Here is a 19,464-nt window from a genome sequence, read left to right as displayed (position 1 = left end):
GCGCCTTCGGGCGCCCCTTGCCTTTGATGGGGTCACGCCCCGAACGGAAAGAGAGAGACGATGGATTACAGCAAATCCGGCGGTGCCAAGCAGGGCAAGAACACCCCGCGCCACTCCGAGCACAACGCCAAGGGCTCCGAGAAGAACCCCTTTGGCAAGACCGAGACCAAGGCCGAGCTGCTGGCCCGCATGAAGGCCGCCGCCGAGGCGCGCAAGGGCAAGTAAGCCCTAGACTTGCAACAGAACCTGCGCGGCCGCCTTGCGGATCGCGCGGGTCAATGGCGCCAGCGGCGCGCGCAGCCGCCGCAGGCTTTGCCAGTAAAGCGGCACCTCCAGCGGCTCGGGCGACAGCGCCACAAGCCGCCCCGCCGTAATCGCGCGGCCCACCATCTGTTCAGGGTTCATCCCCCATCCCATGCCCAGAAGCGAGGCCTCGACAAAGCCCGCGCTGGAGGCGATGCGGTGCTGGGGCAGGGCGGGGCTTTGCCCGGTTTCGCGCCGCGCCCAGTCGTTTTGCAGCCGGTCTTTTTCATTGAAGACAATGGCCGGCGCCTCGGCCAGCGCCTGCGCGGTGATGCCCTGCGGGAAGTGGCGTTTGACGAAGGCGGGCGAGGCCGTCGCGAAATAGCGCAGCGCGCCGAGCGAGACGACATCACAGCCCGGAACCGCCGTGGCCGAAGCGGTGACGGCACCGACCACCTCTCCGCGCCGCAGCCAGTCGGCCGAGTGGTCCTGATCGTCGATCACCAGATCGAACAGTTGCCCCTCCACTTCGGCGAGCGCTTGCAGAACCCAGGTCGCCAGGCTGTCGGCATTGACCGCGATGCGAACGGTGGGGGCGGCGTCGCGCGGGGCCAGATCGGCCTCCATCAGCGCGACGGCTTCGGCATGGCGGGCAAGGCGCAGGCCCAGGTCGGTCCCGGTGCAGGGCGTGCCGCGCACGATCAGCACGGCGCCCATCCGCTCTTCAAGCTGTTTGATGCGCTGCGAGATGGCGGGCTGCGTGACATGCAGCCGCCCCGCCGCGCCCTCGAAGGAACCCGTCGAGATCACGGCGGCAAGGGCCTCAAGCGCGGCATAGTCCAGCATAAGTATTCCTTATTTTAGATAACACAAAATAAGTCGCATGAAATCGCCGCCCCGGCTAGGGAAAAGCCCGGAGGTGCCGCATGGTTTTCGTTTCTGGCTTCAAGCTGACCCTGGGATTGATCGTCGCGATTGGGGCGCAGAATGCCTTTGTCCTGCGACAGGGCCTGCGGCGCGAGCATGTGCTGCCGGTCGCGCTCTTCTGCGCGGCCTCGGACGCGGCGCTGATCGCGCTTGGGGTTTCGGGATTTGCGGTGGCGACCCGCTCGGCCCCCTGGCTGGCCGAGGCGCTGCGGTGGGGCGGGGTGGCCTTCCTGCTGTGGTATGGCGCGCGGGCGGCGCTGGCCGCCTGGCGCGGCGGCGAGGCGCTGGAGGCCACGAACGGCGGCAAGCAAAGCCTGCGCACGGTGATGCTGACGCTGGCCGCCATTACTTGGGCCAATCCGCATGTCTGGCTGGATACGGTCGTGCTGATCGGCGCGGTCTCGGCGCAGTTTCCGGGGCAGGGGCTGGTGTTCTGGGCGGGGGCATCGGCGGCCTCGTTCTCGTTCTTCCTGGCTCTGGCCTATGGCGCGCGGCTGCTGGCGCCGATGTTCGCGCGACCCGTGGCCTGGCGTGTGCTTGAGGCCTGCGTGGCGCTGATCCTGTGGTCGGTCGCGGCCAAGCTGATCTGGGGCGGGCTGTAACCCATACAATCGGGGCCTTGCGGGGGGCTGCGGGATCGGATCATCTGGCGCGATGAACGCACATGCCACCTCGCAAGATCGGCCCGTGCTGGGCGTGATGTGGATGCTGGCCACCACGCTCAGCTTTACCGGCGTCAATGTCATCGTCCACCATCTTGGCGCCGATCTGCCCGCTGCGCAGACATCGTTCGTGCGGTTCCTCTGGGGGATACTGTTCGTGGCCCCGGCGATCTGGCAGTTGCGCAAGATGCGCTTTTCGGCGCGGATCTGGGGGCTTTTTGGGTTGCGCGGGGCGATGCAGGCGCTGGCCGTGCTGCTGTGGTTCTACGCCATGGCACGCATCCCGATCGCTGATGTCACGGCCATCGGCTACCTCAACCCGATCGTGGTGACACTAGGCGGTGCGCTTTTGCTGGGCGAGGGCTTTGCCTGGCGCCGGGGCGCGGCCATTGCGTTTGCGCTGATCGGCGCGCTGATCATCCTGCGCCCCGGCCTGCGCGAGGTCGCGCCGGGCCATGTCGCGCAGCTTGGCGCTGCGATCTTCTTCGGGCTGGCCTATCTGGTCGCCAAGCATCTTAGCGCCCATGCGCCCGCAAGCATCATCGTGGCGCTGATGACGCTGAGCATCACGCTCTGCCTTGCCCCCTTCGCCATTGCCGTCTGGCAGCCCATGAACCTGAACGAGACGCTCTGGCTGGGCCTGACGGCGGTTTTCGCGACTTTGGGGCATTACTGCATGACACGCGCCTTCGCCTGCGCGCCGGTGACGGTGACGCAGCCGGTGGCCTTCCTGCAACTCGTCTTCGGCTCGACCGCTGGCCTGCTGCTCTTTGGCGAGCATATCGACCCCTATGTGCTGCTTGGCGGCGGCATGATCATCGGCGCGGTCAGCTATGTGACATGGCGCGAGGCCAAAACGAAACGCCGGGGCGTGACCCCGGCGATTCCGCAGACCAAGGTCTGACGATCAGGAACCCATGCCGCCGCGCGGGTCGATCAGCCGCCCGATGACGCCCTCACGCGTGATCCGGCGGCCATCGCTCAGAGCCACGGCCGGGACCGAGCGCAGCATTTCCATCACGTCTTTCACGGGCGTGTCGAGCGCGAGCGCCGGGCCGTCAGCGGGGCCGACCTCGGCCAGATCCACGGCGGTCAGAACCCCAAGCGGGTTCATATGCGCAACGAAATCAGCAACATAATCGTTGACCGGGTTGGCGATGATCTCGCGCGCGGTGCCAAGCTGGACGATGCGCCCGCCCTCCATCAACGCAATCCGGTTGCCCAGTTTGAAGGCTTCGTCGAGGTCATGGCTGACGAAGATGATCGTGCGCCGGAGCGTCGATTGCAGCTCCAGCAACTCGTCCTGCAACTTGGCTCGGATCAGCGGGTCGAGGGCCGAGAAGGGCTCGTCCATCAACAAGATCGGGGCCTCGGTTGCGAAGGCGCGGGCCAGGCCCACGCGCTGCTGCATCCCGCCCGACAGCTCGCCCACCTTGCGTTCGGCCCAGTTCGACAGGCCGACGAGTTCAAGCTGTGTGTCCACGCGTTCGCGTCGCTCGGCCTTGGACATGCCGTCGAGTTCAAGGCCAAGGCCGACATTCTCGCGCACGGTGCGCCAGGGCAGCAGGCCGAACTGCTGGAAGACCATGGCCACGCGATGCAGCCGGATGCGGCGCAGGGTCGCCGGGTCGGCATGGGTCACATCCACCAGCGCATTGCCATCGCAGACATGCACCGCACCACGGCAGACCGGGTTGAGCCCGTTCACCGCCCGCAGAAGCGTGGATTTGCCCGAGCCGGACAGGCCCATGAGCACGAGGATCTCGCCTTCGGCCACGTCGAGCGAGCAGTCATGCACGCCCAGAACCTGACTGGTGGCCTTCTGGATCTCGGACCGGGTCAGGCCCTGATCCATCAGTGGCAGGGCGCGGTCAGGATGGTCGCCGAAGACAATGGAAACATTGTCGAATTTGACGGCGATGCCTGCGGTCTGCCCGGGATCGGTCGTTTGGGTCATTTGCGGCCTCCCACGCGCAGCATCCGATCAAGGATGATCGCGACGACGACGATGATGAAGCCCGACTCAAAGCCAAGCGCGGTGTTGACCGAGTTCAGTGCCCGGACGACCGGCACGCCAAGCCCGTTCGCGCCGACCAGCGCCGCGATAACCACCATCGAGAGCGATAGCATGATCGTCTGGTTCAGCCCCGCCATGATCTGCGGCGTGGCGTAGGGCAGTTCGACCTTCCAAAGCACCTGCCGGGGCGTGCCGCCGAAGGCACGGGCGGCCTCAAGCAGGGCTTGGGGGGTCGAGGAGACGCCCAGATGCGTCAGGCGGATCGGAGCGGGCAGGACGAAGATCACCGTTGCGATCAGGCCCGGAACCATGCCGATGCCGAAGAAGACGATGGCCGGGATCAGGTAAACAAAGGTCGGCAGCGTCTGCATCAGGTCAAGGATCGGCTGCATGAATGAGTAGAGACGCGGGCGATGCGCCGCGGCAATGCCGATCGGCACGCCGATGGCCATGCACACCACGCAGGCGGACAGCACGAGCGTGAGGCTCTCGGTCGTGTTCTTCCAGTATCCCTGATTGAGGATGAACATGAACCCGAGCAGCACCAGCAGGGCGGTCTTCCAGCTGCGCTGCATCGCGTAGGTAAAACCGACGAAAACGGCAATGATCACCAAGGGGTGCGGGGTCTGCAAAACCCAGAGGATCGCGTCGATCAGCCCCTGCATCAGGGCCGAGAGCGTATCGAAAAAACCACCGGCATTGTCCTTGAGCCAGTCGAAAACGAGCTTCGCGGTCTTGCCGACGGGTATCTTGTGGGCTGTAAGCCACTCCATCACGCGGTTTCTCCCTTGAACGCGTGGGAGGTGTGCGGCGGGATGCGCCGCACACCTGTTTCGGGGTTACTTCAGCGCCGCAGTCACGGCGGCCATCGCATCGCCGCCGTCCTTGGTGGTCACACCCTCAAGCCAGGGGCCGAGCACCTCGGGATGGGCCGCAAGCCAGGTCTTGGCAGCTGCGGCCGGGTCTTCGCCATCGTTGAGGATCGCGCCCATGATCTCGTTCTCCATCGCGAGCGAGAATTCAAGGTTTTCCAGAAGCTTGCCGGTGTTTGCGCATTCGGCAACATAGCCCGCGCGCACGTTCGTCGCCACCTCGGCGCCGCCGAAGTTCGGGCCGAAGAAATCGTCGCCGCCGGCAAGATAGGTCATGTCGAAATTGGCGTTCATCGGATGCGGTTCCCAGCCGAGGAAGATCACCGGCTTGCCTGCCTTGTCGGCGCGCTCGACCTGCGCCAGCATCCCCTGTTCCGAGCTTTCGATCACCTCGAAGCCAGTCAGGCCGAAGGCATCGGCGCCGATCATGTCCATGATCAGGCGGTTGCCGTCATTGCCCGGCTCGATGCCGTAGATCTTGCCATCGAGCGAGTCCTTGTTCGCGGCGATATCCGCGAAATCCTTGATGCCCAGGGCCGCGCCCGCAGCGTTGGTGGCCAGCGTGTATTTCGCGCCGACCAGGTTGGTGCGCACCGTCTCGACCGTGCCGTTGTCGCGATAGGGGGCGATGTCGGCCTCCATCGTCGGCATCCAGTTGCCGAGGAACACGTCAACGTCGCCCGTGGACAGCGCGGTATAGGTCACCGGTACCGAGAGCACCTTGATGTCGGTCTCATAGCCAAGCGCCTGAAGGACGGTCGTGGTAACGGCGGTGGTGGCGGTGATGTCGGTCCAGCCCACATCCGAGAAGGTCACCTTGTCGCAGCCAGCGGCGCCCGCGGCCGAGGTCAGTGCGATGCTGGCGGCGCCCGCCAGCAGGATGGAACGAAGGGTCATTTCAGTCTCCCTAGTTAGCCCAGTTGTGGTTGAGGCGTTTTTTGTTGATTGACGAGTCAATAAACTTACCTGTAGCTCGGAAAAGGCAAGCACTTTTTGCAGAAAGGTTACAAAACCCATGCCGAAGCTTGGCGCTGAGCCTATTCGACGGGCCGCCTTGGTGAAAGCCACGATCGAGACAGTGGGCGAGGCGGGCTCGCTTGAGGTCACGGTTGCGCAGATCGCGCGGCGGGCGGGCATGAGCTCGGCGCTCGCGCATCACTACTTCGGCTCGAAGGAGCAGATCTTTCTGGCGGCGATGCGCTCGATCCTGACGCTTTATGGCGCCGAGGTGCGCGGGGCGCTGGCCACCGCGACCGGCCCCGAGGCGCGGCTGCGGGCGATCGTCGCGGGCTCGTTCGGCGTGGGCAGCTTCCGGCGCGAGGTGATCTCGGCCTGGCTGAACTTCTACGTTCTGTCGCAGACCCAGCCCGAGGCGCGGCGTCTGCTGCATGTCTATCAGCGCCGCCTGCGCTCGAACCTGCGCCATGAGCTGCGCCCGCTGGTGGGATCGCGGGCCGAGGCGGTGGCACGCGGCCTCGGCGCGCTGATCGACGGGGTCTATATCCGCGCGGCGCTGGCGGAAGGCGCGCCGGATCGGCGCTATGCACTTAAAATCGTTACGGAATATTTGGAACGCGAGCTGGAGGGACAAGCATGAAGGCACAACCGAAAGCGAGCCATTTCGTCAATGGCGAATGGCTGGAAGATACCGCTGGCGAGGTGATCGAGGTGATCTATCCCGGCACGCTCGAGGTGATCGCGCGGCTGCACGCGGCGACGCCTGCGGTGGTAGATGCGGCGATCTCGGGTGCGGTTGTGGCGCAGCGCAAATGGGCCGCGATGAAGCCGGTCGAGCGCGCCCGGATCCTGCGCCGTGCGGCCGATATCATCCGCGAACGGGGCGAGGAACTGGCGCGGCTTGAGACGCTCGACACCGGCAAACCGATCCAGGAAACGCGCTGCGCCGACTGGCCCTCGGGGGCCGATAGTTTGGAGTTTTTCGCGGGTCTGGCGCCCACGCTGACCGGCGAGACGATCCCCCTGGGCGGCGATTTCGCCTATACGATCCGCGAGCCTCTGGGGGTTTGCGTGGGGATCGGCGCGTGGAATTACCCCAGCCAGATCGCCTGCTGGAAGGCGGCTCCGGCGCTGTCCACGGGCAATGCGATGGTGTTCAAACCCTCGGAAATGACGCCGCTTGGGGCGCTGCAACTGGCGCAGATCTTCGTTGAGGCGGGGATGCCTGCGGGCGTGTTCAACGTGATTCAGGGGCGCGGCGCGGTCGGTGCGGCGCTCTCCACCGATTCGCGGATTGCCAAGGTCTCGCTGACTGGATCGGTGCCGACGGGCGCCAAGGTCTATGCCTCGGCCGCTGCTGGCATGAAGCATGTGACGATGGAACTGGGCGGCAAATCGCCGCTGATCGTGTTCGACGACGCCGATATCGAAAGCGCGATCGGCGCGGCGATGCTGGGGAATTTCTACTCCTCGGGGCAGATCTGTTCGAACGGCACGCGGGTCTTTGTGCAGAAGGGCATCAAGGAGGCCTTCCTGAGGCGTCTGGCCGAGCGCACGGCGGCCATCGTCGCGGGCGATCCGCTGGACGAAGATACTCAGTTCGGCCCGCTGATTTCGGCCGCGCAGCACGAGAAGGTCATGGGCTATATCGAGACCGCCAAGGCCGAGGGCGCGCGGCTGGTCAGTGGTGGTGCCTCGGGCAACGAGGGACCGCTTTTCGTGCAGCCCACCGTCTTCGCCGATGTGACCGACGATATGACCATTGCGCGCGAGGAAATCTTTGGGCCGGTCATGTCTGTGCTGGATTTCGAGACCGAGGAAGAGGTGATCGCGCGCGCCAACGGGACCGAGTTTGGTCTGGCGGCGGGCGTCTTTACCGCCGATCTGTCGCGCGGGCACCGGGTGATCGCGCAGCTTGAGGCCGGCACCTGCTGGATCAACGCCTATAACCTGACGCCGGTCGAGATGCCTTTCGGGGCGGTCAAGGCCTCGGGCCTCGGACGCGAGAACTCGAAAGCGGCGGTTGAGCATTACACGCAGGTGAAGGCCGTCTACGTGGGCATGGGGCCGGTCGAGAGCCCCTATTGACGGAACCGGGGCGCTGCCCCGGGCCCCGAGGTATTTCGGCCAAGAAGAAAGCAGGAACGATGGAAGCGGATTACGTTGTCATTGGAGCGGGCTCGGGCGGATCGGCGCTGGCCTATCGGTTGGCCGAGGCCGGGCGCAAGGTTCTGATCATCGAGCATGGCGGGTCGGATGCCGGGCCGTTCATCCAGATGCCCGCAGCTTTGTCCTATCCGATGAACATGGGGATCTACGACTGGGGCTTCATGTCCGAGCCTGAGCCGGGGCTTGGCGGGCGGCGGCTGGTGACGCCGCGCGGCAAGGTGATCGGCGGGTCGTCCTCGATCAACGGGATGGTCTATGTGCGCGGGCATGCCTGCGATTTCGATCACTGGGCCGAGCAGGGCGCGCAGGGCTGGGGCTATGCCGATGTGCTGCCCTATTTCAAGCGGATGGAGACCTGGCACGGCGGCCATGACGGCGGGGATGCCGAATGGCGTGGTGCCTCGGGGCCGATGCATATCACTCGCGGGCCGCGTCGCAATCCGCTTTTCGGGGCCTTTATCGCGGCGGGCCAGCAGGCGGGCTATCCGGTGACTCCGGATTACAACGGCGGTCAGCAGGAGGGCTTTGGGCCGATGGAGGCGACGATCTGGAAGGGTCGGCGTTGGTCCACCGCGAATGCCTATCTGCGGCCCGCGATGAAGCGCGGGAATGTCAGTATTATCAGAGGCTTGGCGCGCAAGGTTCAGATCGAGAACGGGCGCGCGACCGGGGTCGAGATTGAGCGTGGCGGCAAGGTTGAGGTGATCCGGGCGCGGGCCGAGGTGATCCTCGCGGCCAGCTCGATCAACACGCCGAAGATCCTGATGCTATCGGGGATCGGCCCTGCGGCGCATCTGGCAGCGCAGGGGATTGAGGTGATCGCGGATCGCCCCGGCGTGGGCACGAACCTGCAGGACCATCTTGAGGTTTACATGCAGTTTGCCGCGCAAGAGCCTGTCACGCTTTATAAATATTGGAACCTGTGGGGCAAGGCGCTGATCGGGGCGCAGTGGTTGTTCACCAAACAGGGCCTGGGTGCGTCGAACCAGTTCGAGGCCTGCGGCTTCATTCGTTCGGACGCGGGCATCGAGTATCCCGATATTCAGTATCACTTCCTGCCGATCGCGGTGCGCTACGATGGCAAGACGGCGGCCGAGGGGCATGGATTCCAGGTGCATACTGGTCCGATGCGCTCCAAATCGCGCGGGGCGGTGACCCTGCGCAGTGCCGATCCGCGCGAGGCGCCGGTGATCTCGTTCAACTACATGAGCCACCCGGACGACTGGGCGGAGTTCCGCAAGGTAATCCGGTTGACGCGCGAGATCTTTGCGCAGCCCGCGATGGCGGGCCATGTGAAGCGTGAGATCCAGCCCGGCGCGGCGGTGCAGAGTGACGATGAGATCGACGCCTTCATCCGCGAGCACGCGGAAAGCGCCTATCATCCCTGTGGTACCGCACGGATGGGTCGGGCCGACGATCCGACGGCCGTGGTGGATCCGGAAGGTCGGGTGATCGGGGTCGAAGGGCTGCGGGTCGCCGACAGCTCGATCTTCCCGCGCATCACCAATGGCAACCTCAACGCGCCCTCGATCATGACGGGCGAGAAGGTGGCCGACCACATCCTTGGGCGCCGCCTGCCGTCGGAAAATGTCGAACCCTGGATCAATCCGAACTGGCGCGTCGCGCAGCGCTGAGGCCGAGTTTGACAAGGGTCAAAGTCGGCGCGCGCGCGGGGCGCTAGGGTCGATTCGAAACACAGGAAAAGGGAGATAACCCATGTCGAACACCCCGCATACGCTGCAGGAAGAATTCCCCTTTGACATGGAGAAACTGCACGAACTCAAGGTTTCGAATGCGCATTTCGCACGTCTGTTGAACGAGTATGACGAGGTCAACGACCAGGTGCACAATGCGGAAACGAATGTGACCCCGATGGATGGCCTGGCCGAGGTGGAGCTTCGCAAGAAGCGCACCGCGATCAAGGATGAGATCGCTCGGATGCTCGCTGCGGTGTAATCCGTGACAGGAATGACGAAGAAGCCCCGGGAAACCGGGGCTTTTTTCATGAGATGTCGTAGGGTAGCAGGCCGCGCCGGTCGGGGTTGACCGACAGGCGGCGTTCGAGCGGCGGGACCGAGCGCTGGTGGCAATCCTTGCGCTCACAGATCCGGCAGGAGATGCCGATGGGCTGATAGGCGCGCGGGTTCGACAGTTCCATGTCATCGGCATAGACGAGGCCGCGGGCATGGCTGACCTCGCAGCCCAGGCAGATCGCGTAGCGGCGCACCGGGGCGGTGAAGGAGCCGCCGGGTTTCGAGACGTCGTGCGCCAGGCACAGGTAACGCACCCCGTCGGGGGTTTCGGCCAGTTGGCGCAGAAAGCGCGTGGGCGTCTCGAACGCCTGATGGACGTTCCACAGCGGGCAGGCGCCACCGAAGCGGGCGAATTGCAGCCGCGTGGCCGAGTGGCGCTTGGTGATCGTGCCGGCCTGATCGACGCGCACGAAGAAGAACGGGATGCCCTTGGCGCCGGGGCGCTGGAGGGTCGAAAGGCGATGCGCCACCTGTTCGATCGAGGCGCCGAACATATCTCCGAGGCGTTCAAGGTCGTGCCGGGTTTCCTGCGCCGCCTCAAGGAAGACGCGGTAGGGCATCAGCGCGGCCCCGGCGAAGTAGTTTGCAAGACCGATCTTTGCGATGGCGCGCGAGGTCTCTGACTGGAAGCGCGCGAGATCGAGGGTCGCTTCGAGCAGCTCATTTTGCGTGATCAGCGCGACCTGATGCAGAAGCTGGAAAGCCTGCGTCGGGCGCCCAGCATGGGCGGAAAGGGTGATGGTCTTGCCCTCGCGGGTCCGGAGCGCCGAAGTGTCCGCGAATTGCACATCGATTCCACGCGCGTTCAGCGCCTCGGTTGCGCGAATAAAGGGCTCCAAGCGCTTGCCATCAGGGCAGGAAAATCGCTCGGCCGCGCGATCGACAACGTCGATGTAGTTGTCGCAATAGTGGAAGAAGTCGCGCACCTCTTCCCACGGGCTGACGATCGCCTGGCCGGCCTCGCGGCCGAGGGCCTCATCAAGCGAGGCGAGACGTTCATGCGCCTGCCGATAGGCGCGGTGCAGTTCAAGAAACGTCCGCGCAAGCGCCGGCGCGTTCGACGCGGCCAGCCGTAGATCGGCCAGCGGCGGGGCGCCATCGGCAAAGACCGGATCGGCCAGCGCCTCGCGCATGTCCGACACCAACCGCTCGGCATCGCCTGCGGAAAGCTCGGTCACGTCGAGGCCGAACTCCCCCGCCAATCCCAGGACGACTGCCGCCGAAACCGGGCGATGGTTGTTCTCCATCTGGTTGAGGTAAGGCAGCGAAACGCCAAGCCGGTCGGCAAAGGCCTTTTGTGTCAGGCCAAGGCGGGCGCGGGTCTCGCGCAGTTTCACACCGGCATAGAGTTTCTGAGTCGCCATAGCGCCCTCCTTTTGCAAAGAAATTGGTAGCTTTGCAAAGCGGGCGCGTCAAATCCCCAGTCGCCTGCGGCGATGAAAGACCCAAAGAATCGCGCCGACCGAGGCCGCCGAGGAGGCGAGCATGATCAGAACCAGCGGAATGGCGCCCGAGCCTGGGCCGAGCATGGCGCCCGACAGCGCGGCCAGCGCGGCCCCTCCGCCGATGCTGAGCGTCGCGCCGAGGCCCGAGGCGGTTCCGGCAAGCTCGGGGCGCACCGACATCATGCCCGCGTTCGACGAGGGCAGGGCGATGCCATTGCCCATGCCGGTCACGCCGACCATCGAGAAGAAGATGAACGGAGAAGAGTAGCCGATCATTTCCGCACCGAGCGCCACGATCAGCGCGGCGGTGGCCAGCAGCGTGCCGTAAAGCACCATGTGATCCATCCCCGTGCGCATGGCGAAACGGCCCGACAGGTAATTGCCGATCGCATAGCCGACTGCGGGCAGGGCGAAGAAATAGCCCACCTGCGCCGAGGTCAGATGAAACACCTGATCGCCCACGAAGGGCGCGCCGCCCAGGTAGGCGAAGAACAGGCCCGAGGCGAAGGCGGTGGCCAGGCAGTAGCCCCAGAACCGCTGCGAGCGCAGCAGGATCGGATAGGCGCGCAACTGGTCTTTGAACGGCACGCCGCCCTTGGCGGTGGTTTCGCCCATATCCGCCCAGACCAGCGCCGTGATCGCCACGCCGAAGGCCAGGAGCAGGGCGAAGTTCGCGCGCCAGCCGAAGGCCTCATCCAGAAAGCCGCCGATCACCGGGCCGATCATCGGCACCAGCGACATGCCCATGGTGACATAGCCGATGACCGAGGCGGCCTCGGGGCCCGGCACCATGTCGCGCACCGTCGCGCGCGACAGCACGAAGGCGGTGGCCACGACCGCCTGCACCATGCGCGCCGCGATGAAGGTCTCGAAACTGGTTGCGAGAAGGGTCGCGACGGTTGCCAGCAGGAAGATCGAGAACACGGTCAGCAGCACACGCCGCCGCCCGTAGCGATCCGAGATCGGGCCGATCACCAGCTGCAACCCCGCCGACACGGCAAGATAGCCCGAGACCGCGAGCTGCATCTGCCCGTATGGCACGCCAAAGAACCGTGCCATGCCCGGCAGCGAGGGCAGGAAGATGTTCAGGCTGAGCGCCCCGAGCCCGGAAACGAGCACGAGCGTGACGATGCTGGGGTGGGTGCGCCGGTCGAGGAAAGCCATACCCAACCGCTAGGCGCAGCGCGGTTCCTTGTCCATCAGGTAAAATGTGTGGAGCACAAGTTTGTGCCGCTCAGCCGCGCCCGGTGAAGATCACAGCACGCCCCACGACGATCTGCGCGAAGCCCGTGACGGTGCACAGGGTCACGGGCTCACCCGGCCAGAGCGCGTTGAAGGCGATGAGGATGGTCCGTGAGATGACCCCCTGAAACGTCAGGCGTTGCGCGGCGCGGAGCGCGCCATAGGCGGTGCGGTTGGCACCTGAAGGACCTATTCGAAAAAGGCGACACCCCGGATGACCAGAATCGCAATGCGGAGCAGGCTGCTGCTGTGGGGGGCGTTTCGCCCCCGGTCCGGGCAGGCCAAAGGCCCCGTCGCTTTGGGTTACACCCGCTGATCCTGCCAGTCGTTGCGCGCGTTTCGGGCGTTTGCGGGGCTGCTTCTCCCCGGCGTTTGAACCCCGCCGAGCGGCTGCGGGGATATTCGCTGGCCAACAGCACCTAGGTTGCCGTGCTCAATATCGTTGGTAACACCTATGGTGGCAGCTCCCCCACGGGTAGCACCCCCTCCACCACTCCGACCGGCAGTTTCCTGAACGAAGGCGGTGCCACGCTGAACATCTCGGGTGGCGAACTCGAAGTGGCAGGATTCACCAACAGTTCGGCGGGCAGCGGCACGACACTGGCCACTGCGGGCGTGCAGGTCGAGGCCAGCGGCATTCTGGATGCCAGCACCATCGAAAACACCGGGAGCGGTACGATCAACAACGCAGGCACGATGCGCGCCACGAGCGTGACCAATGCTGCGGACGCGACCCTTGTCAGCACCGGCACGATCAGCGGCAATACCCAAAACAGCGGGACGCTGAACGCTGCGGGCACGCTGGCCGGATCGCTGAGCAACACCGGCGCGGGCACCGTCACCACCAGCGGCGATTTGGCCGGGATCACCGCGCTGGATCAGACCAGCACCGGCCTGATTACGGTGTCCGATGGCGACACACTTGAGGCGCAGACGATCACCGTTGCGGCCGGGTCGGGGGGCATCGCGGTTGGCGCGGGCTCAACCCTGTCGGGGACCGGCAACACGCTCAACAACAGCGCGCTGATCGCGGTCGCTGCGGGGGGCACACTGAGCGATATCGGTGCGATCAACAACCTGTCCGGCGGGGTGTTCGATTTCGCGGGCGGAGGCTATCTGTCTGCCGATACCGACGCCACGGGCGACGAGGATATTACCAACGCGGGCAGCATCACCCTGGGCGCAGGCACGCTGGAGGTCGCTCTGGGCGGCGCAGGGGCCTTCATCAACAACAACCTTCTGCAGCTTGCCTCGGGCAGCGCGGTGACGGTGGACGGGCGTTATGCCAACAACGGTACGACCGACATGCAGAACGGCACTGCGGGCGAAACCGTAACGGTGAACGGCGAATATTCCGGTGGCGGTGTGTTGGCCATTGATGTCGACTTCACCGCGGACACCTCTGACCGGCTGCTGGTGAACGGGGATGTGACGGGCGCCCAGACGAGTGTCGCGGTGGCCGATGTCTCGACCGGCGGGGCCAGCGGCAACCCGGTGGTGATCGCCTCGGTCAGCGGCACCGCCGCAGCCGACGCCTTCACCCTGTCCACGCCGCTGTCCTTCGGCGCATTGGTCTATGAAATCAGCCAGAGCGGTGCGGATTTCGTTCTGGCCGGAACCGGCGGCTTCGTGCCCGAAGTGACCGGGCTTGAAGCCTTGCCCTATGCGATGCTGCAGCAAAGCAGACTGCCGAGCCTGCGCGAACGCTCTGGCACGGATCAACTGGGGGTGCCTACCGAGCTGCAGTCTGTGTGGTTCCTGGTCGATGGCGGCACATCGGAGTTTGCTCCGGCGTTTTCCGGTTCCGGCTTCCAGGCCGAGATGGATCAGGCCCGGATTCGCGGCGGCCTGAACTTCGACGCCCATACCTCCGATACCGGGCATCTGGTTCTGGGGGTCAATCTTGGCTACGGGTCCGCCCGTTCGACGATTTCCTCAGACGTCGCGACAGCGAGGATCGACACCGATGCGCGCTCGCTCGGGCTGACGGCGACATGGTTCGGCAATTCCGGCTTCTATGTCGACGGGCAGCTGCAATACACCGATTTCAGCAGCGACCTGACATCGGCGGGTTTCGCCAGCGCGATCTCGGGCGAAGGTGTCTCCAGCGAGCTTGAAATCGGCCAGCGGTTCCGCATGGCAAATTCGCCCTGGTCTCTGACGCCGCGCGGGCGGCTGAAATACAGCACGGTTAGCTATGATCCGTTCACCAGCGGGGGCGGGCTGGCGACATCGCTGGACACGGCCGAAAGCCTGCAATTGGGCATGGGTCTGGTCGCCGAGCGGCAGACCGCATCGCGCGCGGGCGGGCAGGATCAAGGCCCGACGTTCTATGGATCGGCCGACATCTTCCGCGAACTCGCGGGCGACATCACCACGATAGTTGCGGGAACGCCGGTGGTGAGCGCGGCCGAGGACTGGAGCGGCGAGATCGGTCTGGGCCTGCAGCATCGCTTCGGCAACGGGCGCGGCACGATCAATGGCGAGCTGACCTATGTGACGGGCTTTGACAATCCCGGCCGCAACAACGCGCTCTCCGTGGCGATCAGCGGTCGCATCGCCTTCTGACGAAACGGATCAGGGGCGGCCTGCACGCCAGCGCCGCCCCTGCCAGCCCCTTGGCGCAGATCACAATGCGCGTCGGACCCCAATCCAAGACTGCCTCCTCCTCCAATCGCAACCGCCCGAGAACCCGATCTTCAACGCTTGGGCAAAGGCGGAGGCCTGCGCATTGGTCGGCCCGGTGCTCTGTCGCGCGCCGGATCAGGCGGACGGGTTGGGAGATCGTAAGTGACTGATATTGCGATATTTCGTATATCAAGGACTCTAATGTCCCCTGAACTGGGTCGCCGAAATCGCCATGTGGGGTTAGAATTGCTACCGGGGTCATTTGCCAGAAGGTCTTGGGCCGCGGCGCGCGTAACAAGCGGATGAAGGTTTCGCGACTTTGCAATTCGCAATCATCGTCCTGCCAAGAATTTGCAAATTTTCGCAAATCTGCTTTGTAATGTAGTTATGTGCGTATAGGGTGCCTGAAATCTTCGGAGGGGACCCCATGAAAGACATCCTGAACCAGCTTGAAGAGCGTCGTGCCGCAGCGCGTCTTGGCGGCGGGCAGCGCCGCATCGACGCCCAGCACGCAAAGGGCAAACTGACCGCGCGTGAGCGCATCGAGCTGCTGCTCGACGAAGGCACCTTCGAAGAATTCGACATGTTCAAGGCGCACCGCTGCACCGATTTCGGTATGCAGGACGAGAAGCCCGCAGGCGACGGCGTTGTCACCGGCTGGGGCACGGTGAATGGCCGCATGGTCTATGTCTTCTCGCAGGATTTCACCGTGTTCGGCGGCTCGTTGTCCGAAACGCACGCCGAAAAGATCTGCAAGATCATGGATATGGCCATGCAGAACGGCGCGCCGGTCATCGGCATGAACGACTCGGGCGGTGCGCGTATCCAGGAAGGTGTCGCCTCGCTCGCCGGTTACGCCGAGGTGTTCCAGCGCAACATCATGGCCTCGGGCGTGGTGCCGCAGATCTCGCTGATCATGGGCCCCTGCGCGGGCGGCGCGGTTTACTCGCCGGCGATGACCGACTTCATCTTCATGGTGAAGGACTCGTCCTACATGTTCGTGACCGGTCCCGACGTCGTGAAGACCGTGACCAACGAGATCGTCACCGCCGAGGAACTGGGCGGGGCCTCGACTCACACCAAGAAATCCTCGGTCGCCGATGGCGCCTATGAAAACGACGTCGAGGCGATCGCCGAGACCCGCCGTCTGATCGACTTCCTGCCGCTGTCGAATCGCGAGAAGGCGCCGGTGCGTCCGTTCTTCGACGAGGTGAACCGCGTCGAGGATTCGCTCGACACGCTGATCCCGTCGAACCCGAACATGCCCTACGACATGAAGGAACTCATCGTGAAGATCGCCGACGAGGGCGACTTCTTCGAGATCCAGAAAGACTACGCGGGCAACATCATCACCGGCTTCATCCGCATGGAAGGCCAGACCGTTGGCGTCGTGGCGAACCAGCCGATGGTGCTGGCGGGCTGTCTGGACATCGACTCGAGCCGCAAGGCCGCGCGCTTCGTGCGCTTCTGCGATGCGTTCGAGATTCCGATCCTGACGCTGGTGGACGTGCCCGGCTTCCTGCCCGGCACCGGCCAGGAATACGGCGGGGTCATCAAGCACGGCGCGAAACTGCTGTTCGCCTATGGCGAAGCGACCGTTCCGAAGGTCACCGTGATCACCCGCAAGGCCTATGGCGGCGCTTATGACGTTATGGCCTCCAAGCACCTGCGCGGCGATTTCAACTACGCCTGGCCGACCGCCGAAATCGCGGTGATGGGTGCCAAGGGCGCAGTCGAGATCCTTTACCGCAGCGAACTGGGCGATGCCGAGAAGATCGCGGCGCGCACCAAGGACTATGAAGACCGTTTCGCCAACCCGTTCGTGGCGGCCGAGAAGGGCTTTATCGACGAGGTGATCCAGCCGCATTCGACCCGTCGCCGGGTGGCGCGCGCATTCGCTTCGCTGCGCTCGAAGAAACTCTCCAACCCCTGGAAAAAGCACGACAACATTCCGCTCTGAGGGGCGCGGAATGGGGCGCGCGGCCGGGCGAACGCAGAGATTGGCAAGTGGCCTTATGGCGGTCTTGCTGCTGTCAGCGTTTGCTCGGCCCGCCTCAGCCCAGGATGGGGCAGGGGTTTCGGTGCCGGTTCCCTCCGGGCAGGAGGTGCACTGGATCGACACGATATCGGACACGCCGGGGCCCGAGGGGCTGACGATGCGCTTCCGGTTTCTTGCGCCGCAGATCGGGGGCGACGATCCGATGGACCCGGACGTAGCCGCAGCCGACATGCAGGCGCTGTGTGAAGAGTTCGCGTTGCCGAGGCTCTCGGCCATCGGGCCCAGGCCAGCGCAGGTGGTAATCAGCCTTTCCGACCGGGTCGTGCCATTCGGCGAGACCGACGAGGAGGCGGTGCAATTTTTCGAGGCCTATTCCGTTGTGGACGGGGGCTGTGAGTGGGAGCTGTTCTGATGCAACTGCGTGGACATGAAATGTCGGGCCGGGTGGCGGGTTTCCGCCACTGCGTGGCAGCCCTGCATTCCGTGCAACGCGGTCCGCTATGCAATTGCAGCAGAAGTGATAAATTGTCGCGGGGCCGTGAGGTTCCCGGAGTGGTGCTTCCGCTCTGCACGTCATCAACAGGGCTTGGGGAAAACACGCGAATCGCACCCTCCGCCAGCCCGCTCAGGAGTTTCAAATGTCGAAGAAAGCAATCCTCGCCCTCGCTCTGGTCGCCTTCGCGGCCGCTTGCGCGCCGAAAACCGAGCCGGCACCGGTCGAGCCCATTTCGGTCGAGCCGGCTTTCACTGGCAAGTACAAGTAAGACGGTTTCGGGGCAGGGCGTTGCCCTGTCCCCTCTCTCCCCGGTCCGGGCCGGATCGTCGCCAGACTGTTTCCGGCCTCAGGCGGCATCCTTCATTGCCGTGACGTCACGTTGGCGCTACCATCGAGCTGTAATCAATAGGCTCGGGGAGGTTTCAACATGCAATACTCATTCATTCGTGTCACCGTTTTGGCGTGCGCGGCAGCCGGTGCATTGGCTGCCTGCGCGCCGCCGCCGCCCGAGCCGATTCAGCCCGAGCCAGTCTTCTACGACAAATACGGCAACCCGACCGGCGGTGAGTGTCGCCCGACCGGCGAGCGTGTCAATTCGGCCTATCCGGCATCCGTCCCCGATTGCCCGCCGCCGCCCTGTGCGCCCGGCCAGACCTCTGTCGCGTCCACCGCTTACAGCCCGGTCACTTGCGTTCCGAACAACGACGATGACCGCGACCCGGGCACTCCGGGGCGTGAACCCGGCGGTCAACCCGGCACGGCTCCTACTCGCAACTGACCTTGCAGCCGTCCGCACGTTGCGGGCGGGCGTCGAACTGCGCTATCGGGTGTCCTTCGTACAGGAGGGCACCCAATGCTGAAACACCGTGGATTTCCGGGGCGTCTGCCCGGGACCGACTTCCAATTCCTGATCCGCCGCGCGAACAAGAACGGCGCGACCAAGATCATTCGCCGCGAGCGTTATAGGGACCGCGCGGCTGCTGACCGCCGTGCCGACGCGGGCTTTATGGCCGCGCTATGGGCGCAATTCGGCGAGGAGACCTTTGAACGGGGCAACCTCGATGCCGGTCGCCTGAGCTGGCTGTTCGGGCGCGAGGTCGTGCCCGCCACCGACCCCTTCGATCCGTGCTCTTACGAGGCGCTTTTGCGCATCGACGTCAAAAAAGCCCAGGCCGCCTTCCCGGAAGTGTTCGAAGACCCCGAGGCGTTCACGTGGGACGACGAGGAGGACGATTGGGAATGATCTCGCGCGTCTCGCTTACCTATGGGCAACTTGTCGCCGATCGCGCCGCGATCGCGCGATTTGGCTTTGCCAATGTGGCTGGCGCGGCGCAGCATGGGGTAGTGCGCACCGGTGTAACCCTGCATCCGGTCTGGCGCATCTTCCCTATCCCTTCCCTTTGTCTGCGGTCTGGCCCGCTGGTCAGACCGCTTCTTTCCCCCGAAGATCAGCGGTGTGCCGCCGATTTGGCCGGCGCCGGGAGCGCCGAATGCGGTATTCGCTTTTCTTCGCGCACGGCTGCGCTAGAATCGCGGGCAAAGAAACCTGTGAATGGAGGCAGTTCAACATGCGTAAATACTCGGTTCTCGTCGCGGTTCTCGCCGTGTCCGTCCTCTCGGGCTGCTATGCAACCGAAGGGCAGCGCGCCCTTGGCGGTGCGGCCGCCGGTGCGCTCATCGCGGATGCGACCGACACCAACGTCGTCGCCGGTGCGGCGATCGGCGCCTTGGCTGGCACCTATTGCGACGACATGGGCGTGTGCCAGTAACACGT

20 protein-coding genes are annotated in these 19,464 nt (G+C 64.8%); 14 read left to right on the top strand and 6 right to left on the bottom strand.

Annotated elements, in window-relative coordinates; genetic code table 11:
• The first annotated feature begins 60 nt into the window (after positions 1-60).
• Positions 61-225: a hypothetical protein gene (locus KTQ37_RS04955; RefSeq protein WP_218629360.1), complete on the top strand. Its 165-nt coding sequence runs from the start codon at positions 61-63 to the stop codon at positions 223-225.
• 3 nt (positions 226-228) lie between these two features.
• On the opposite strand, the gene KTQ37_RS04950 is transcribed toward KTQ37_RS04955, so the two are convergent.
• On the bottom strand, positions 229-1,089 hold the full coding sequence (locus tag KTQ37_RS04950; protein WP_218629359.1) for a LysR family transcriptional regulator ArgP: 861 nt from the start codon (positions 1,087-1,089) through the stop codon (positions 229-231).
• A gap of 80 nt (positions 1,090-1,169) precedes the next feature.
• On the opposite strand from KTQ37_RS04950, the gene KTQ37_RS04945 reads away from it, so the two are divergent.
• Together KTQ37_RS04945 and KTQ37_RS04940 are read left to right on the top strand one after the other, a co-directional pair.
• Positions 1,170-1,772, top strand: coding sequence for a LysE/ArgO family amino acid transporter (locus KTQ37_RS04945; RefSeq protein ID WP_218629358.1), 603 nt, complete (start codon positions 1,170-1,172; stop codon positions 1,770-1,772).
• A 52-nt stretch (positions 1,773-1,824) separates the two neighbouring features.
• Positions 1,825-2,736 (top strand): DMT family transporter, encoded by a 912-nt coding sequence (locus KTQ37_RS04940; RefSeq protein WP_218629357.1) that lies wholly within the window; start codon positions 1,825-1,827, stop codon positions 2,734-2,736.
• 3 nt (positions 2,737-2,739) lie between these two features.
• Here the strand turns inward: KTQ37_RS04940 and choV are convergent, their stop codons facing one another.
• The 3 genes from choV to choX all read right to left on the bottom strand — a co-directional run bounded on the left by choV (position 2,740) and on the right by choX (position 5,618).
• Positions 2,740-3,789, bottom strand: a complete 1,050-nt coding sequence (gene choV / locus KTQ37_RS04935) for a choline ABC transporter ATP-binding protein (RefSeq protein WP_218629356.1) — start codon at positions 3,787-3,789, stop codon at positions 2,740-2,742.
• Positions 3,786-4,622, bottom strand: coding sequence for a choline ABC transporter permease subunit (gene choW / locus KTQ37_RS04930; protein ID WP_218629355.1), 837 nt, complete (start codon positions 4,620-4,622; stop codon positions 3,786-3,788). Before choW ends, choV begins: the two co-directional genes overlap by 4 nt.
• A 66-nt stretch (positions 4,623-4,688) precedes the next feature.
• A complete protein-coding gene (gene choX, locus KTQ37_RS04925) occupies positions 4,689-5,618 on the bottom strand; it encodes a choline ABC transporter substrate-binding protein (protein WP_218629354.1) in 930 nt (309 codons plus the stop codon).
• Between the two features lie 118 nt (positions 5,619-5,736).
• On the opposite strand from choX, the gene betI reads away from it, so the two are divergent.
• The 4 genes from betI (at position 5,737) to KTQ37_RS04905 (ending at position 9,803) form a co-directional block, all read left to right on the top strand.
• Positions 5,737-6,318, top strand: a complete 582-nt coding sequence (gene betI / locus KTQ37_RS04920) for a transcriptional regulator BetI (protein ID WP_218629353.1) — start codon at positions 5,737-5,739, stop codon at positions 6,316-6,318.
• A complete protein-coding gene (betB, locus tag KTQ37_RS04915) occupies positions 6,315-7,766 on the top strand; it encodes a betaine-aldehyde dehydrogenase (protein WP_218629352.1) in 1,452 nt (483 codons plus the stop codon). The genes betI and betB overlap by 4 nt, the downstream gene beginning before the upstream one ends.
• 59 nt (positions 7,767-7,825) lie before the next feature.
• Entirely contained in the window at positions 7,826-9,481 is a 1,656-nt protein-coding gene (betA, locus tag KTQ37_RS04910; RefSeq protein ID WP_218629351.1) for a choline dehydrogenase, read from the top strand.
• A gap of 82 nt (positions 9,482-9,563) precedes the next feature.
• Positions 9,564-9,803: a YdcH family protein gene (locus tag KTQ37_RS04905; RefSeq protein ID WP_218629350.1), complete on the top strand. Its 240-nt coding sequence runs from the start codon at positions 9,564-9,566 to the stop codon at positions 9,801-9,803.
• Between the two features lie 46 nt (positions 9,804-9,849).
• On the opposite strand, the gene KTQ37_RS04900 is transcribed toward KTQ37_RS04905, so the two are convergent.
• Both KTQ37_RS04900 and KTQ37_RS04895 read right to left on the bottom strand, forming a co-directional pair.
• Positions 9,850-11,244, bottom strand: coding sequence for a helix-turn-helix domain-containing protein (locus KTQ37_RS04900; protein WP_218629349.1), 1,395 nt, complete (start codon positions 11,242-11,244; stop codon positions 9,850-9,852).
• Between the two features lie 48 nt (positions 11,245-11,292).
• Complete coding sequence (locus KTQ37_RS04895; protein WP_218629348.1) at positions 11,293-12,489, bottom strand: multidrug effflux MFS transporter; 1,197 nt, start codon at positions 12,487-12,489, stop codon at positions 11,293-11,295.
• A gap of 507 nt (positions 12,490-12,996) precedes the next feature.
• Here KTQ37_RS04895 and KTQ37_RS16930 point away from each other — a divergent pair.
• From KTQ37_RS16930 to KTQ37_RS04865, 7 genes are all read left to right on the top strand, one after another.
• On the top strand, positions 12,997-15,135 hold the full coding sequence (locus KTQ37_RS16930; protein ID WP_218629347.1) for an autotransporter outer membrane beta-barrel domain-containing protein: 2,139 nt from the start codon (positions 12,997-12,999) through the stop codon (positions 15,133-15,135).
• Between the two features lie 487 nt (positions 15,136-15,622).
• On the top strand, positions 15,623-17,155 hold the full coding sequence (locus tag KTQ37_RS04885; RefSeq protein ID WP_218629346.1) for an acyl-CoA carboxylase subunit beta: 1,533 nt from the start codon (positions 15,623-15,625) through the stop codon (positions 17,153-17,155).
• Positions 17,156-17,165: 10 nt separating this feature from the next.
• Positions 17,166-17,606 carry a DUF6497 family protein gene (locus tag KTQ37_RS04880; protein WP_328799694.1) on the top strand — a complete coding sequence of 147 codons (441 nt, stop codon included), beginning with the start codon at positions 17,166-17,168 and terminating at the stop codon, positions 17,604-17,606.
• 226 nt (positions 17,607-17,832) lie between these two features.
• Positions 17,833-17,958 carry a hypothetical protein gene (locus tag KTQ37_RS16855; protein WP_268921050.1) on the top strand — a complete coding sequence of 42 codons (126 nt, stop codon included), beginning with the start codon at positions 17,833-17,835 and terminating at the stop codon, positions 17,956-17,958.
• A gap of 159 nt (positions 17,959-18,117) precedes the next feature.
• Positions 18,118-18,468 (top strand): hypothetical protein, encoded by a 351-nt coding sequence (locus KTQ37_RS04875; protein WP_218629344.1) that lies wholly within the window; start codon positions 18,118-18,120, stop codon positions 18,466-18,468.
• Positions 18,469-18,543: 75 nt separating this feature from the next.
• Positions 18,544-18,933, top strand: coding sequence for a hypothetical protein (locus KTQ37_RS04870; protein WP_218629343.1), 390 nt, complete (start codon positions 18,544-18,546; stop codon positions 18,931-18,933).
• Positions 18,934-19,258: 325 nt separating this feature from the next.
• Positions 19,259-19,459, top strand: a complete 201-nt coding sequence (locus tag KTQ37_RS04865; RefSeq protein ID WP_218629342.1) for a hypothetical protein — start codon at positions 19,259-19,261, stop codon at positions 19,457-19,459.
• Positions 19,460-19,464 lie beyond the last annotated feature (5 nt).

It is taken from the genome of Sedimentimonas flavescens, assembly GCF_019264375.1.
In the GTDB taxonomy this organism is placed as follows: Bacteria; Pseudomonadota; Alphaproteobacteria; order Rhodobacterales; family Rhodobacteraceae; genus Rhodobacter; species Rhodobacter flavescens.
This window is presented reverse-complemented; position numbering and strand designations above follow the sequence as displayed.

Coding starts and splice junctions, on each gene's coding strand:
- betB (WP_218629352.1), top strand. CDS start 6,315: ATGAAGGCACAACCGAAAGCGAGCCATTTCGTCAATGGCGAATGGCTG.
- betA (WP_218629351.1), top strand. CDS start 7,826: ATGGAAGCGGATTACGTTGTCATTGGAGCGGGCTCGGGCGGATCGGCG.
- KTQ37_RS04895 (WP_218629348.1), bottom strand. CDS start 12,489: ATGGCTTTCCTCGACCGGCGCACCCACCCCAGCATCGTCACGCTCGTG.
- KTQ37_RS16855 (WP_268921050.1), top strand. CDS start 17,833: ATGTCGAAGAAAGCAATCCTCGCCCTCGCTCTGGTCGCCTTCGCGGCC.
- choW (WP_218629355.1), bottom strand. CDS start 4,622: ATGGAGTGGCTTACAGCCCACAAGATACCCGTCGGCAAGACCGCGAAG.
- betI (WP_218629353.1), top strand. CDS start 5,737: ATGCCGAAGCTTGGCGCTGAGCCTATTCGACGGGCCGCCTTGGTGAAA.
- choX (WP_218629354.1), bottom strand. CDS start 5,618: ATGACCCTTCGTTCCATCCTGCTGGCGGGCGCCGCCAGCATCGCACTG.
- KTQ37_RS04875 (WP_218629344.1), top strand. CDS start 18,118: ATGCAATACTCATTCATTCGTGTCACCGTTTTGGCGTGCGCGGCAGCC.
- KTQ37_RS04885 (WP_218629346.1), top strand. CDS start 15,623: ATGAAAGACATCCTGAACCAGCTTGAAGAGCGTCGTGCCGCAGCGCGT.
- KTQ37_RS04900 (WP_218629349.1), bottom strand. CDS start 11,244: ATGGCGACTCAGAAACTCTATGCCGGTGTGAAACTGCGCGAGACCCGC.
- KTQ37_RS04905 (WP_218629350.1), top strand. CDS start 9,564: ATGTCGAACACCCCGCATACGCTGCAGGAAGAATTCCCCTTTGACATG.
- KTQ37_RS04870 (WP_218629343.1), top strand. CDS start 18,544: ATGCTGAAACACCGTGGATTTCCGGGGCGTCTGCCCGGGACCGACTTC.
- KTQ37_RS04950 (WP_218629359.1), bottom strand. CDS start 1,089: ATGCTGGACTATGCCGCGCTTGAGGCCCTTGCCGCCGTGATCTCGACG.
- KTQ37_RS04945 (WP_218629358.1), top strand. CDS start 1,170: ATGGTTTTCGTTTCTGGCTTCAAGCTGACCCTGGGATTGATCGTCGCG.
- KTQ37_RS04865 (WP_218629342.1), top strand. CDS start 19,259: ATGCGTAAATACTCGGTTCTCGTCGCGGTTCTCGCCGTGTCCGTCCTC.
- KTQ37_RS04955 (WP_218629360.1), top strand. CDS start 61: ATGGATTACAGCAAATCCGGCGGTGCCAAGCAGGGCAAGAACACCCCG.
- choV (WP_218629356.1), bottom strand. CDS start 3,789: ATGACCCAAACGACCGATCCCGGGCAGACCGCAGGCATCGCCGTCAAA.
- KTQ37_RS04880 (WP_328799694.1), top strand. CDS start 17,166: ATGGGGCGCGCGGCCGGGCGAACGCAGAGATTGGCAAGTGGCCTTATG.
- KTQ37_RS04940 (WP_218629357.1), top strand. CDS start 1,825: ATGAACGCACATGCCACCTCGCAAGATCGGCCCGTGCTGGGCGTGATG.